Annotated in this window: 14 protein-coding genes; 4 read left to right on the top strand and 10 right to left on the bottom strand. The window is 43.4% G+C overall.

All coding sequences use genetic code 11. The features are described from left to right. The first annotated feature begins 6 nt into the window (after positions 1 to 6). Positions 7 to 1,224 (top strand): EAL-associated domain-containing protein, encoded by a 1,218-nt coding sequence (locus ACSFXN_RS16025; RefSeq protein ID WP_437151090.1) that lies wholly within the window; start codon positions 7 to 9, stop codon positions 1,222 to 1,224. A 143-nt stretch (positions 1,225 to 1,367) separates the two neighbouring features. On the opposite strand, the gene ACSFXN_RS16020 is transcribed toward ACSFXN_RS16025, so the two are convergent. The 6 genes from ACSFXN_RS16020 to ACSFXN_RS15995 all read right to left on the bottom strand — a co-directional run bounded on the left by ACSFXN_RS16020 (position 1,368) and on the right by ACSFXN_RS15995 (position 7,583). Continuing rightward, a complete protein-coding gene (locus ACSFXN_RS16020; RefSeq protein WP_437151089.1) occupies positions 1,368 to 2,492 on the bottom strand; it encodes a zinc-dependent alcohol dehydrogenase family protein in 1,125 nt (374 codons plus the stop codon). Between the two features lie 55 nt (positions 2,493 to 2,547). Further along, positions 2,548 to 3,996 (bottom strand): aldehyde dehydrogenase family protein, encoded by a 1,449-nt coding sequence (locus ACSFXN_RS16015; protein WP_437151088.1) that lies wholly within the window; start codon positions 3,994 to 3,996, stop codon positions 2,548 to 2,550. An 81-nt stretch (positions 3,997 to 4,077) separates the two neighbouring features. Then, positions 4,078 to 4,911: an AhlS family quorum-quenching N-acyl homoserine lactonase gene (ahlS, locus tag ACSFXN_RS16010; RefSeq protein WP_437151087.1), complete on the bottom strand. Its 834-nt coding sequence runs from the start codon at positions 4,909 to 4,911 to the stop codon at positions 4,078 to 4,080. A gap of 83 nt (positions 4,912 to 4,994) precedes the next feature. Continuing rightward, positions 4,995 to 6,098 (bottom strand): zinc-binding dehydrogenase, encoded by a 1,104-nt coding sequence (locus ACSFXN_RS16005; RefSeq protein ID WP_437151085.1) that lies wholly within the window; start codon positions 6,096 to 6,098, stop codon positions 4,995 to 4,997. 145 nt (positions 6,099 to 6,243) lie between these two features. Next, complete coding sequence (locus ACSFXN_RS16000) at positions 6,244 to 6,825, bottom strand: hypothetical protein (protein WP_437151084.1); 582 nt, start codon at positions 6,823 to 6,825, stop codon at positions 6,244 to 6,246. 182 nt (positions 6,826 to 7,007) lie between these two features. Beyond that, positions 7,008 to 7,583: a hypothetical protein gene (locus tag ACSFXN_RS15995; protein WP_437151083.1), complete on the bottom strand. Its 576-nt coding sequence runs from the start codon at positions 7,581 to 7,583 to the stop codon at positions 7,008 to 7,010. A 279-nt stretch (positions 7,584 to 7,862) separates the two neighbouring features. On the opposite strand from ACSFXN_RS15995, the gene ACSFXN_RS15990 reads away from it, so the two are divergent. From ACSFXN_RS15990 to ACSFXN_RS15980, 3 genes are all read left to right on the top strand, one after another. Next, positions 7,863 to 8,390, top strand: a complete 528-nt coding sequence (locus tag ACSFXN_RS15990; protein ID WP_437151082.1) for a DinB family protein — start codon at positions 7,863 to 7,865, stop codon at positions 8,388 to 8,390. Between the two features lie 522 nt (positions 8,391 to 8,912). Further along, positions 8,913 to 9,401, top strand: a complete 489-nt coding sequence (locus ACSFXN_RS15985; RefSeq protein ID WP_437151081.1) for a hypothetical protein — start codon at positions 8,913 to 8,915, stop codon at positions 9,399 to 9,401. Between the two features lie 161 nt (positions 9,402 to 9,562). Continuing rightward, positions 9,563 to 10,441 (top strand): GNAT family N-acetyltransferase, encoded by an 879-nt coding sequence (locus ACSFXN_RS15980; protein WP_437151080.1) that lies wholly within the window; start codon positions 9,563 to 9,565, stop codon positions 10,439 to 10,441. 106 nt (positions 10,442 to 10,547) lie between these two features. Here ACSFXN_RS15980 and ACSFXN_RS15975 read toward each other — a convergent pair whose 3' ends face one another. From ACSFXN_RS15975 to ACSFXN_RS15960, 4 genes are all read right to left on the bottom strand, one after another. Next, positions 10,548 to 11,009, bottom strand: coding sequence for a GNAT family N-acetyltransferase (locus ACSFXN_RS15975; protein WP_437151079.1), 462 nt, complete (start codon positions 11,007 to 11,009; stop codon positions 10,548 to 10,550). Positions 11,010 to 11,202: 193 nt separating this feature from the next. Beyond that, positions 11,203 to 12,261, bottom strand: a complete 1,059-nt coding sequence (locus ACSFXN_RS15970) for a Gfo/Idh/MocA family protein (RefSeq protein WP_437151078.1) — start codon at positions 12,259 to 12,261, stop codon at positions 11,203 to 11,205. A gap of 11 nt (positions 12,262 to 12,272) precedes the next feature. Next, on the bottom strand, positions 12,273 to 13,247 hold the full coding sequence (locus ACSFXN_RS15965; RefSeq protein WP_437151077.1) for an ABC transporter permease: 975 nt from the start codon (positions 13,245 to 13,247) through the stop codon (positions 12,273 to 12,275). Then, a complete protein-coding gene (locus ACSFXN_RS15960; protein WP_437151076.1) occupies positions 13,240 to 14,754 on the bottom strand; it encodes a sugar ABC transporter ATP-binding protein in 1,515 nt (504 codons plus the stop codon). Before ACSFXN_RS15960 ends, ACSFXN_RS15965 begins: the two co-directional genes overlap by 8 nt. Positions 14,755 to 14,815: the final 61 nt, after the last annotated feature.

Genomic DNA, 14,815 nt, shown 5'->3' with positions numbered 1-14,815 from the left:
TCCCATTTGGACCCTTTAGATATTCTTGAAAATCTGGACAAAGTAAAACCGGTTTTCCAACCGATTGTCAGCGCCGTTAAACATTCCATTATTGGCTATGAGATTTTTGGCCGTTTTCAATCCGATGGCGACTGGATAAGCCTGGCCGATTTTTTTCATGATTTGGATGTACCGGATGAATACAAAGCCGAAGTCGATCATCACCTGCTCAAACAAGCGATTGATGAAATGCTTGAATCGGACAATAAAGGTTCCCTGTTCATCAACCGCAATGCCAGGCAGTTACTGGTAAACGGCGGCGAAGATTTTTTGCAGACCTTGATGGAGTTCGAGAAAAAAGGCTTTTCAATGGACCGCTTGGTACTGGAAATTACAGAGCATGATTTTGAAGAAGGTTTTGACGTCCTGAATCATTTGCTAATCTATTATAAAACCTACGGCATCCAGATCGCCGTCGACCATGTTGGCGCAAAAAGCTCAAATATTGATCGCATTCGGCAAATCAAACCCCATATCCTAAAAATTGATACCGGTATCATCCGTCAAAGTAATCCAGATGTTTTTCAGGATATCCTTTATTCCTTATCATTATTAGCGCATCGGATTGGAGCTAAGCTTTCTTTTGAGAATATTGAAGATGATTACCAATTAAATTTCGCCTGGAAACATGGCGGTCATTATTATCAAGGTTTTTATTTGGCGAAGCCTGATTTCACTCCTTTAATGGATGATTGTTTATTGATTGATGTGGGTGAAAAAGTGATCGGCTTTATACAGCGTGAAAAATCACTTGTCAAAGAACGCCTCGCTTTTGCCTTGAGCTGTGAAGAGAAAATAAAAAAATTGATGAGTAAATGGAATGGTCCCGAAACGGCAGACTCTTTCATTGAAGTTGTCACCCGTTCTTTTGACGAGGAAAGTTTCCGGATTTATATTTGCAATAGCGACGGCCAGCAAATGTCTTCAAACTTTAGAAAACAGGATGAGCATTGGAAAATAGAAAAAGGGCAAGTCGGATCTCACTGGGGTTTCCGTCCTTATTTTTTGGAAAATATTTTGCATATGCGCACTTGGCATAAAGGCATCCTTTCAGATTCGTACGCAGATATTGAAACAGCAGAAATGATTCGGACTTTCAGCTTCCCACTTTCCGAAAAGTACTTCCTTTTTATCGATATCAGTTACTCGTTTATTTTTGACCATGATTATTTATTGATCGAATAGAACGTGAAAAAGCAAAGAAACCGCTGTCCTAGAAATCTTTGGATTTCATAAGAAGCGGTTTCTTTTTTAGTTGGAAATTCTGATAAACCTCAATTATTATCCTGTTCAGCCGTTTAACTTGCCGACACGTGGACGCGGCGACATTAAAACTTTATGATGATGCGCGACGATTCTCCTTTTGCCAGAATATCGAATCCTTTGTTCACTTCATCCAAAGTGATAAAATCCGTTATCAGTTTATCGACTGGCAAGCGGTCTTCCTGGAACAAATTCATATATCTTGGAATATCCCTGCTCGGTACACAACTGCCGATGTAGGATCCCTTTAAAGTCCGCTCTTCAGCAGTCAGCGAGAGGTAAGGGAAGGAAAACTTATGTTCCGGATGAGGAAGCCCTGTTGTGACAGTAGTTCCCCCCCTCTTAGTGACGGCATATGCCACTTCCATCGCAGGAACCACTCCTGCTGTCTCAAACGCAAAATCTAGGCCGCCTCCGGTAGCGGCTCGAATCTGCTCCACTACATCCGGATTTTTGGAGTTGAAGGTGTCGGTCGCCCCTAATTCCTTTGCCTGCTTAAGTTTGGTTTCATTGATATCAACGGCAACGATTCGGCTGGCACCTGCAGCAAGAGCGCCGAGCAAAGCACTAAGACCGACACCGCCAAGGCCAACAATGGCTACCGTGCTGCCCAATTTCACACCTGCCGTATTGACGACTGCTCCAACCCCCGTAATGACCGCACAGCCGAATAAAGCCGCTTTTTCAAAAGGGATGTCTTTGCTTACTTTTACCACTGAGTTTCGGGAAACTACGGCATATTCCGAGAAAGCCGAAACCCCAACATGGTGGTTCACCACTTCATCCTCATTATGCAGGCGTTTGCCACCGCCAAGCAATGTGCCCGCCGTATTCGCGGCAGCTCCCGGCTCACATAAAGCTGGACGTCCTTCTCTGCACGGCCCGCATTGACCGCAGCTCGGAACGAAAACGCAGGCAACATGGTCTCCAGCCTCCAAATCCACCACGCCTTCTCCGACTTCCACAACAACCCCTGCTGCTTCATGCCCTAAAGCCATCGGCAACGGACGCGGCCGGCTGCCATTCATCACTGACAAATCTGAATGGCAAAGACTGGCAGCTTTAATTTGAATCAGCACTTCTCCCCGTTCCGGAGAATCTAATTCCAATTCTTCAATCTGGATCGGCTGGCTTTCTTCATATGGAGTCTGTGCTCCTATTTCACGCAATACAGCTGATTTTACTTTCATCTGATCCTCTCCCTATTAGAATTTTCACGGTTTATCTAAAGCCCTGCAGCATCCATCAATAAAGCTTAATCCCGACAAATTTCAAATCCGTCATTTCCTCGATGGCATATTTGACGCCTTCTTTGCCGATGCCGCTGCTTTTTATGCCTCCGTATGGAATATGGTCGTAGCGGCGGACTGACACTTCATTGATCCAGACTCCTCCTGTCTCAATTGCATCGGCCATGCGCATCGCCCGGTTAATGTCAGTGGTGAAGACGCCGGCATGCAGGCCGAAATCCGTGTTATTGGCATGGGCCACAACTTCTTCTTCCGTTGAAAACGGCATGACGCTGACAATTGGTGCGAATACTTCCACACAGACCACTTTCATTTCAGGAGTCGCATTGCTGAGGACTGTAGGTTCAAGCAGTGAACCTTTCCGGTTTCCACCAGTCAGGATTTCCGCTCCTTGTTCTTCCGCTTCTTTCACCCATGACTCCGCGCGCTGTGCAGCTTCTTCCGTAATCATCGGCCCCATATCTGTGGCTTCATCCAACGGGTCTCCCGTTTTAAGCGCGCTCACTTTTTCAACAAGCTTGTCCAGGAACTTTTCGTAAATCGTTTCATGGACGTAAATCCGCTGTGCGGAAACGCATGCTTGTCCGGCGTATGTATAGCCGCCGAGCACAATCGCATTGACCGCGACATCGATATCCCCGTCTTCAAAAACAATATTCGGTGCATTTGATCCCAGTTCCAGCGTCACTTTTTTCCGTTTCGCCATTTCATGGATTTTCCATCCTACGGCACTGCTTCCGGTAAAAGAAACTTTTTTGACGTCTGGATGGGTCACCAATGTTTCCACAAGCTCCTGCCCTCGTCCCATAACAATATTCAAAGCGCCTTTCGGCAATCCGGCATCTTCCAATAATCGATGCAGCAGCACCGATGAAAACGGCGTTTTTTCAGCAGGCTTCAGAACAACGGTATTGCCTACTGCAAGGGCAGGCGCTACTTTATGAAGAGCCAGGTTCAAAGGGAAGTTAAATGGAGTGATGGCCGCTACAACACCTAACGGCACTCGCTTGGCTATGCCAATTTGATTTTCTCCGCCAATGGCGCTGTCGAGTGGAATTGTTTCTCCGTAAATCGCTTTCGCTCCTTCTGAAGCAAAGCGCAGGACTTGGACGGCACGCTGCACTTCCACTCTGCTTTCTCTGATGGGCTTTCCGGCTTCCAGCACAAGTATTCGGGCAAACTCATCCGTTCTTTGCTCCAACAAATCTGCGGCTTTCCGCAATATCTCTGACCGTTTATGGGCTGGCATCTTTTTGGTTGTGTTGTTATAGACACGCTGGGCCGTTTCAATAGCGTCTTCAACATCTTTCGGAGTAGCACAGGAGATCTTGCCGATCACTTCATTGGTATAAGGGTTAAAGACTTCAAGGTCTTTTCTTCCGTCTTTGCTGATTTCGGTGCCATTGATAATGGAGCCAAAATAAAGATTCTCAACTTCAATCATTCGTTGTTCCTCCTTCATATTAAAAAACCAGCCCTGCAACATCCGGAATTCAGTTGTCAGGGCTGGTTCATTTAGGCGGACTTATTCATAGAAGCCCTCGGTGGATTTGATGAAATTCCGGAATTGATTGGAATCATGGCCGTACCAGACTTGTGAGTTGGTGCGCTCGGCATACTTTTTAATTTTTTCCACTGCACTCAAATAGCCCAGTGAGTCATAAATGATTCCCGGAATTTTAACGGGCGGCCCATAATTCTCGGCAGAGTAGACAGCATCTGATGCTAAAATGACACCGCCTTCTCCCGGTAGATCGATATGCAGTCCAAGCAATCCCCAAGCATGGCCTGGACCAAAGTTTAAAATTTTAACGCCTTTCGCAAGCTCGAGTTCATCTTCATGAGGCATGACGGTTTTCCATTTTAAATCTTTGCCGATCCACGCATTAATATCCGCCCATATGTAGGCGCCCATATCTTTCGTCATCGCGTATTGCTTCATCGTATTTTTCAATTCCGAATCGTGCACGATGATAGTAGCATTTGTAAACAGCTCCAGACAGCCTGCATGATCCAGATGCAAGTGAGATGCCACTACGTATTTAATATCGTCCGGACGCACATTCAACTGTTCCAACCGGTTGATCAGATAACAGGATTCGTCTTGGAAAGCCGGGAATAATTTCTGGACGCCTTCCGGCCATCTTCCTTCTTTCCCCATGCCTTCCGGATTACAGCCCGTATCAAATAAGATTTTCCCATCCGGGTGGTCTATTAAAACAGCATATACCGGGAACTCTACGAATTCTGCCGGGGGATTTGGATTGTCGATGCTTGCCGGATTGTGGGCAGCCACCATAAAGTTCTTGTCCATTTTCATTGTTCCTGTATCCAATACGTATAATTTTGGTTTATCCATTGTATGACCTCCATTTAGTTGTTATTTTCCCAACCCGAATTAGACCCACATTTCTCTAAACCTTTCATGAATACAAAACCAGACTATTTCTCCATAATGATGGTGGCTCTCGTCACTTCTCTTGCAGCGGATTTATCCAATGCCAATTTAATATCATCCATAGAAAACTCGGCGTCTATCATTCCGTCAAACGGGTATTTGCCTTGAGTATCCGAAAGAAATTTCAACGCTTTATACAAATACCACGGGTTATAGCGGACCACCGGGATGATTTGAATGGATTTTCTGGTAAGCAGCCCCGGATCGAATTCAACGAGTTTGCCTGGTGTGATATTCCCGATGGTGACATATTTTCCGCCTGGCCGGATATAGTGGATTCCTTCAGCGAAAGCTGCAGGGACACCCGCCACTTCCATGGCAAATTCGGCTCCTTTTCCATCCGTTAAATTGAGCACTGCTTTTACCCGTTCTTCAACAGTTGCATAGTCATTTAAATTAAGCGTATGATCTGCGCCAAATTGCTTGGCTTGCTGCAGCCGGCTTTCCACGCCATCGACCACTATCACCGTCGCCCCTTTTTCCTTGGCTACCGCAGTAGCATTCAAGCCGAGTCCTCCCGCACCTTGAATCACAATGGTTTGCCCGTAAGTCACGCCGGCTTTATCCAAACCAAAATAAACCTGTGACAAAGCGCAATTGGCACTGGCTGCAGAAGCTTCTGATACATTGTCGGGGACTTTGTAAAAATATTGGTCTGGGTGGATGTAATAATGTGAAGCAAAGGTTCCGTGAAAATGAGGGCTTACTTCCGGTGGCTGATTCCAAAAATCGTAGGCATGTTCACATAAATGAAAATGCCCTTCTCTGCATGCCGCACATTTTCTGCATGTAATGTAGTAAGCTGAAACGATTCGATCTCCTTCTTTGATTGGAGTTCCTGCATAATCCGTCTCAACCCCTTCTCCGAGCGAATGGACTTCCCCGACCATTTCATGGCCCAGCACGCCCTTTTTTTTCGTCGGATGCTGGCCTCTCCAAATATGCAGTTCCGATCCGCAAATATTGGAACGCAACACCTTCAGAAGAACCGCTCCCGGTCCTGGAAGCGGCAAGTCATATTCCCGATAGCTCAATTTTTCCGGTTCGTCCATTACCGCAACTCTTCCTTTTTGAGGGTTTTCCTTCACATTTCTTCACTCTCCTCTCGTAAATGAAAAGCGCTTACTTTTTCATTATACTTAGCAGAATCTGGGATAACAACATATTGTTCTGATTATTCACAATATTTTAATATAAGAATAAAAATTGATAAGAAGGTTTAATTTGGTATCGCTATTTTTCCGGGGAGATCAAAGCGTCTTTGGGAGTTTCATTTTTCACCGTTCTCAATATAAATTTCGCTAAGAGAAAACCTGCTGCAACTGCAATGCCCATGGCCATCAATGAACCAGCCGTTTCAAGCTTCATAACCATCAAAAAGAGAATTCCAATCGTCACGAGCGTCATAATAGAAATTGCAGTCCAGAGAATGCGGTCCCGCACTTTATTAAGCAAAGCACTTGATGGAACATTTTCGGTTTCACGATTAGCAGCTTCCCCAATTCCTTTCAGTCGCATCAAATTAAATAAAATCCCTAAAATACTGTTGCCGATAAGTGCTGCCACAGACACATTTATCCAGGCATATCCCCATCCCCAAGCGGAGAACACGAGATAAAAAGCAGAAGCTAAAGTAAGAATCGTACTGATCGGGAATAAGATGTCCAACTTTATAGCAAGACTGGACCATTGGCGTATCCCTTTTACATCCTTTGCATGGAGCATAGAAATCATGGCGGTAAAAAGCAGTCCGATGGCCATAAAAATCAATACCGCTCCTAAAATGTGAAAAAACAGCACGATATTATAAAGCATGTCCTCATTCTCCTTTTGTGTTCAAGTTCCGGGTATAATAGCAGAGTTTTCAATTCTCCGGCAAATTCCCTTTTTCCCGTAATGTCTTAATTTTAAAAAGCCACTTTAGAAATAATCGGCTTTATTTCAAAAGTGGCTTTTCGATTATGAAATTGACTGAAAAATTCACAAACAGCTTGGGCTTATCTGAACGAAACAGTATCAGAAGTAGTTTCCGCTTTGGTTTTTGCCCGCATAAAATGCGCCAAGGCAAGACCAGCAACTACAGCGATTGCCATCGTGATTAAGGATCCCCATAAAGTGAGCTTAACGGCCATCAAAAAAAGAATGCCGACAACCAGCATGAACATGATTGAAACTGAATTCCAAAGAACCGGATCTCTCACTTTATTCAACAGCCCAACGGAAGGCACAGCATCTGTTTCTATATTGGCAGCAGCCAGAATTCCTTTTAGCCGGCGGAGGTTAATAACCGGCCCCAAGAAACTGTTTCCAAGAAGCGCAACTAAAGATACATTGATCCAGGCATGGCCCCAGCCCCAAGCTGAAAAAACCAAATAGAAAGCAGGCAGCAAAATCAGCAATGAGCTTAATGGAAACAAAGCATCCGTTTTTACAGCCACCCCCGACCATAGCTTAATGTCCTCTGTTCCTTTCGCATGCAGCATCGAAATCATTGATAAGGCAAGTATGCTAATTGCCATAAAGATGGTAACAGCGCCCAATATATGGAGAAACAATACAACATTGTACAGCATTTTGTTCTTCCTCTTCTCCAGTTAAGTCATCAAAAGATTGGCTTCGCTAACTTTTCGAGTGACCGGGTTTAGGTGAAAAACATGCGCTATTACTCTTTTCCTTTTTCTGCTCCTTCCTTTCAGTTAGTTTCTTAAAGCAAAACATAATTCCATGATTAAATTCGTAACCATTATACGCCTTTACAGCTCTAAAAACCAAATATTTTCTAATTATTCAGAATGCGTTATGATGATAACAAATTATTAACTTCTATTCATCATTAGGAAAGGAGCAAATACATGGAATTTAAACTTCAGGAAGCAATAGAAATTTTAGAACGTACGCCAGACACGCTGATATGTTTTTTATCTGGTTTATCGAACGGATGGCTGCTTGCCAACGAAGGGGCCGGAACCTGGAATGCGGAAGAAGTAGTTGGCCATTTAATTGAAGCAGAGAAAACCAATTGGCTTCCCCGTGCAGAAACAATTCTTCAAAAAGGAGAAAATGTGCTGTTTCCGCCATTTGACCGCTTTGCACATTTGAAAAACCAGTCCAGCAATTCAATCAAAGAAAAACTCGAGGAATTTAAGACAATCCGGATGCAAAATATTGAGAAGTTGAAAGAGATCATCGATTCCGGGACGCCTTTCGAGTTGACCGGTATACACCCTGAATTTGGTCCTGTCAAATTACGCGAGCTGCTTTCTACATGGGTAGTTCACGACATGACGCATATTTCACAAATTGTCAGGATTATGGCTGAAAGATATCGGGAAGACGTCGGTCCTTGGGCAAATTACCTTGGTGTTTTAAAGAAAAAATAATAGGGCTTATACAAAAAACCACTATCCAACACGAGTTTGTTGGATAGTGGTTTTCGCAAAATGTTTTATATTTTAAATAACCTCCACAAGAGCCGGTTAATCATTTTCCTAATCATCCTTTTGCCGATTCGGCTTCCAATTGTTCCATTTCGCACTGCTTTAAAATCACCTGTAAGCCGATCAATTTTATATAATATTCCTCTGGTCTTATTAAAACTCATCCCTTCACCTCCCGTTATTGCACTCATAATTAGTCATATTATTTAACATCTCCGTCTAAGTATCAAGAAATATTTTTTAATGGTTCTCATTCTGAACCGCAGACATTTAAATTTTTCATTACATTTCTCTTGTTCCCCTAGGTTTATTGATAAAAATATGATATCATAAACAATATCTGAATTTTCCAATAATGTTTTATTTACAACATTTTCAGTTCTCAACTCACATATGCGGTTCAACCGATAGAATCATATTGTATTATTCCAGTGCTGTCTGCACCTATTTAGAGGAGGAATTCCAATGGCCAAGAAAAAACTGTCTATTGCCACAAAACTGCTAGCATCTGCTTCTATATTTTTAGCAATCGGTTTCACTCCAGAACCTGCCGAAGCCCATAATGGAGAGGGCAATTGGCCTTCGCATGCGGTCGGTTCGATGTCGTGTGCCGGAAAAATGGTTAAGGCGGCACCTCCCCGCTATGTAACCGCTTGGAAAGGACGCGAAATGGATACAGTTTTTTGGAAACCGGTCCTTTACCGATACAATGGATCAAAATATGAACAGTATAAATCGATTGCAGATTGGCCAGGCTATGCCTACGTCACACTATATGGATTTAACCCAGATACTAAACCGGGCTGGCGCAATACTTCGAATGACGGAAAGTTGAACTTTACTTCATTCAAAAGCCTTCCAGCTGGAAGTTATAAAATCCTGAACCAAATTAATTGGGTGAGCACGGGCTCCACACACACGGAATGGTCACCAAATTCGTGCAGCATAAAGTAAAATTAAAAAATCCGTTTAATAAGCCATTAGTGAAATCAATGATTCCACAATGGCTTTTCATTATGGCTCCTGCTGCATCTAATTGAATGCAATCTTCCCTTGTCCGCAGTTATAATGGTCATGAAAAGCATACAATTCGCCAGGAGCAAGGAGTGCCGGCAATGGAAAAAACAATCCGTGTATTAAATCTTGAAGATTTGCCTTATTTAGAAGCAATGGAAACAGGTATAGAAGATGATTATGTTAAACGGATCTTTGGGCGGCTTGTCACTTCCGACAGCAATCGCCTGTTCGGTTTATTTTTAGACAATCAATTGGCGAGTGTATGCGGCTACTCATTATTTGCCAAACATTATGTGATGCTCGGCAGAATCCGCAGTGATATCCGTTATAGAGGCAAAGATTTGGCTACGGTGCTGACTGCCCGCGTTATGGATGAAGCATTCAAACTTCCGGAAGTCCAATGGGTCGGAGCGAATACACAAGAAAAAAATCTTCCTGCGCGGCGCGTTTTAGAAAAGCTTGAACTCACGCCTCATGCGGCCATTTACGGAGCGACCACGAAAGATGTGTCGAAGCTCGCAACAGGTGCTCCGGTTTGGCATGAAATTACAGACCTTGAGCGAAAGAAAATATGGGTCGATAAATTATATGTAAAGACTGGCGCTATTTTTCCATATGAATGCTATTTTTCTTTCCCAGCTTCTAAAGAACTGTTTACAGAAGATGAGCTGAAAAAATGGTCTTTTTTTGAAAATAAAAAGGCGACACGATTCCTGATTGTCAAAAAAGATATTAAAAAACATCATTATTTGCATGCCATTTATCCATGGAATGATTTGGCGGAACAACCAGGCTTGTGGGAAACCATTGATGCCGCTTATCAGAGGCTGTGCCAGGAAGTTGGAGAAGATACTTTAATTTGGATGGATTTGAAGAAAGTTCAAGCTTCTGCTCTTCCTCAAAACCATGACTTTGAACTTTCTTCTCCTTGGATATTGTACGGAACCGGGCGGCTTAAGAGTAACCACAATCAGTAAGGTTTCTCTTCATTCCACGGGCCTTTCAAAAGGAAGAAAAACGAAGGCGCATAAAAGAAGAACCGGAAGCTCTCTTTCCCGGTTCTTCTTTTATGCATACGCAGCTTTAAAAATAAGCAGGAATCGGCTCATTTATTACTCGGTCGTATAATTCCTTACTTGCCCGTATCATACAGACTCCTTGACTGGCATGCTGATGCTCTGCAGGCAAGGCACAGAAACCGAAGCGTGCGTAATAAGCAATGCCAATTTCGCTGTACAGCATGAAAGCAGCATGAGGATACTGTTTCAGACACTCTTCTATGATTCTTTCTCCAAATCCCCGGCTGCGAAAAGCTGGGTTCACTACAATGGAGCCGATGCCAAATAAATAAGGGGTGAACTGCAACAAAATAAGTGAAGCAATAATTTCTTCATTGCCGTCCACTACTATAAAACGCCTTCCATACTCCTCCTCTTTTTTATTATCTTTTATGTATTGCTCAAGTGAGCGGCCTTTTGCCCATTCCCGGTAACCTTGTTCGTAGACTTTTATATACTCGTGTGCAGAAGCCTCCCGGAACTTCACATGATTTTCCTCCTTTTTATTCAAATCATATCTTCTAGATAAATTGAACCCATAGTTTTCGGCTGTGGATATTCCGCAAGTTCGCCGCAAAGCGGCCGAAGCGGGATAGTAAAGGACAATTCTTTAGTTCACCATATATAAATTCTATTTTTCATTAATTGAAAGAATCACAGAAAACGAAAAAAGCCCCTCCTTAAAAATACTGGAGAGACTCGCTTTCAACAGTTACCACACGCCGGGTCTCAGCTGCTTCTAAAATGGCCAAAATCACGGCTAATGACGATAAAGCTTCCTGGCCTGTAACCATCGGCGGTTGATCCAAGCGGATGCTTTCAATAAAGGCGTCAATCATGCCTGTGCTGGTCTGATTGTCATTGGTCTGGATGCTCTCTAATTCATAATTGACTTTCTCGCCATCTTTCGTCAGCACTTCCAACTGGTATTGATCGCTATTGTATATTTTCAAAATGCCTTTTTCACAATAAATGACGGTGCTATTGTCTTCTTGCCCGTAATGGGTCCAGGAAAAAGAAGCTGTCCCTAACCGCCCTTTTTTTGTTTTTAGGCTGCAAACGATGTTATCGCATACTTCGATCGGTTCACCGTGTTCATTGACTTTATCCAGTGCTCCTTGAAAAGCGCTGACTTGCTCAATTTCGTCATCCAGCAGGTAATGCAGCAGATCCACTTTATGGATTCCCAAATCCCCTGCCACACCAAGGCCGGAGCGTTCTTTTTTAAAAAACCAGGTAGAATTGGTTTTGTTATGGCCCCATTGTTCAGGGCCCGAATGCCCGAACGTCGTCCGAAAAGTCAGCACCTTCCCTAATTCTCCATTCGCAATGATTTCTTTTGCTTTTTGATGGGCACGGGTAAAGCGCTGGTTATGATCGAGCATCAATTTCTTTCCTGACGCTTTTTCGGCGTTGAGGATCTCTTTAGCATGCTCGATTGTCAGCGATATGGGCTTTTCGCATAACACATGCTTGCCGCTCAGTAATGCTTTGGACGAAAAAATGTGATGGTGTTCATTTGATGAACAATCACTGATAATCTCGATAGTCGGATCCTCCAGTAATTCTTCAACTGTTTTTGCAACTTTCCCACCGAATAACGCCGCTAAAGCTTCCGAACGGTCCAGATTGCGGTCATAGAAAACAATTTCATCTACGTACGGATTCGCGGTATATTCTGGTGCATGGCGCAGTTTGGTAATGGAACCGCACCCGATGATGCCTACTCGATATCCCATTTTTTGGCCCCCTACTCTCTTTTTTGGAATACTACCGCAATAATGATGATCAACCCTTTTACAAAGCCTTGCAAATGCGGTGAAACGTTCATAAGATTCATCATATTATTCAAAATGCCCAAAATCAGAACGCCAAAAAGCGTGCCGATTATTTTGCCGCGGCCGCCTGTCATCCGGGTCCCGCCGATAATGACAGCTGCGATGGCATCCAATTCGTATTGCGCACCAGAGCTGGAAGAAGAAATCGAATTCAAACGGGATGTCTCAATCACAGCCGCCACGCCAACCAATGTTCCAATTAAGGTATATACACCAATTTTAATGCGGTCTACACGGATCGCTGACAGCAAAGCCGCTTTTTCATTGCTGCCAAGCGCATAGACATAACGGCCAAAACGGGTTTTATGCATCAAGAGATAGACAACTGCCGTCATCACAATGAAAATGATAACAGGAACATCAAATATCCATAAATCACTATTTGCAATAGCTGTAAATCCCGTAACTTCCCCGGATACGCTGCCCCCGTCCGCAATATAGAGCGCAATGGAACGGGCACCTGCCATCATTCCAAGCGTCGCAATGAATGAGGCAATCCTGCCTTTTGCCACCATCAACCCATTCAGGAATCCCGCAAATGAACCGACCAGCAATGCAGTGAATACGCCCACTAAAACACTGCCCGAAGCATTCAATGCCAGAACAGATATGACTCCAGCTAAAGCCAGGACAGATCCGACTGACAAATCAATGCCACCGGAAAGCATAACAACGGTCATTCCCATCGCTATAATTCCGATAATCGAAACTTGCATCAAAATATTCAGCTGGTTGTTCATGTCCAGAAATCTGGGGTTCATAATAGATGAGGCAATAAAAATAACAACAAAAGCGATAATGACGCTATATTCCGACCAAAGCCAGGAAAGCCGGCTTTTCGCAGTTGACTTTTGAGGCTTGTATTCTTTCACATTGATATTAGCCAATTTTTGCAGCCTCCCTTTTCGAGCCAGTGGCATAATTCATGATTTCTTCTTCCGTAGCTTCTTCACCGGTAAATCTGGCAGTTATTTCACCTTGGTACATCACGTTGATGTTATGGCAAATTCTCAGCACTTCCGGCGCTTCAGATGATAAAATAATGACCGTTTTCCCCATTTTGGCTAATGCGGTGATTTCATGATAAATTTCCTGCTTTGCTCCAACGTCAATTCCTTGTGTCGGGTTATCAAAAATCAAGATATCTGCGCCGACTTCAAGCCATTTGGCAATAATCACCTTCTGCTGATTTCCTCCACTTAGTTTGTCGATGGTAATCCGGGGATTATGCACTTTGATATTCAGCATTTCCTTGTACTTCTGGAACTTCGCTTTTTCCGTCTGCTCCCGTATAAATCCGCTTTTCTCAAAATTCCCCATTGAAGACAAACTCATATTGTGAATAACGCTTAAATCTTTGATAATGGCGTTTTCTTTGCGGTCTTTCGGTACAAGCCCTATCCCAGCTTTGACCGCTTTTCTCGGATGATCTATTTTTACAGTTCGGCCATGGACCCGCACCTCACCGGTGTATTTTTTCCGGTAGCCAAACAGGCTTTCAAAAAGCTCAGTTCTGCCGTCGCCGCTAAGGCCTGTAAAGCCCAGGACTTCTCCTTGCTTAACAGTAAAATTGATGTTTCTGAACAATCCGGGACTTGTTAAATTCACCACTTCCAAAGATACGGGACCAAATTGGTGCTCATGTATAAAGCGGTCTTGTGAAATTGATTTGCCGACCATTAGTTTCGTAATCGTTTCAATATCTTCTTCTTCAACGCTGCCGCTTTTAACTCGCTCACCATCCCGCAAGACTGTAAAACGGTCACATACTTCTTTAATTTCCTTTAGCTTATGGGAGATATAGATAATCGAAACTCCTGATTGTTTTAGATTCTTCATTAATTCAAACAGGCGATTTACTTCATGTTCAGCTAATGACGTTGTAGGTTCATCCATAATGATCAATCTGGAATTATGGAGCAATGCCTTTGATATCTCAATCAATTGTTTGTATGAAGTAGCCAGATTTCGGACATATTCCTTTGGATCGATATCCACACCAAGCTTTGTCATGATGTCATGCGTTTTCTCGCACATTTCCTCCACTTTTAGAAATCCGACTTTATTTCGAAGTTCAGATCCTAAAAACATGTTTTCATAAACCCGGAGATCAGAAACCATATTCAATTCCTGGTGAATAAAACTGATGCCCTGTTCTTGCGAAACCCGTGGATTCAACATATTAACTTCTTGGCCGTCTATGAAAAGTGAACCATTATCAGGTTGGTGGACCCCGCCTAAAATGTTCATCAAAGTCGACTTCCCGGCGCCGTTCTCTCCCAACAATGCATGAATTTCCCCTTTTTCGACTTGCAGCGTTACACCTTTTAAGACAGGCACACCATTAAACGACTTTTCGATATTCTTCATAAGCAAAAAAGGATGTGTAGCCATGGCTTAGACTCCTTATATAGGAAAAGAGGAAATACAATGGCCACCATTGTATTTCCATAGA

Origin of the sequence: Planococcus sp. 1R117A (genome assembly GCF_051417975.1) — a bacterium.
Classification (GTDB): Bacteria; Bacillota; Bacilli; order Bacillales_A; family Planococcaceae; genus Planococcus; species Planococcus shenhongbingii.
This window is presented reverse-complemented; position numbering and strand designations above follow the sequence as displayed.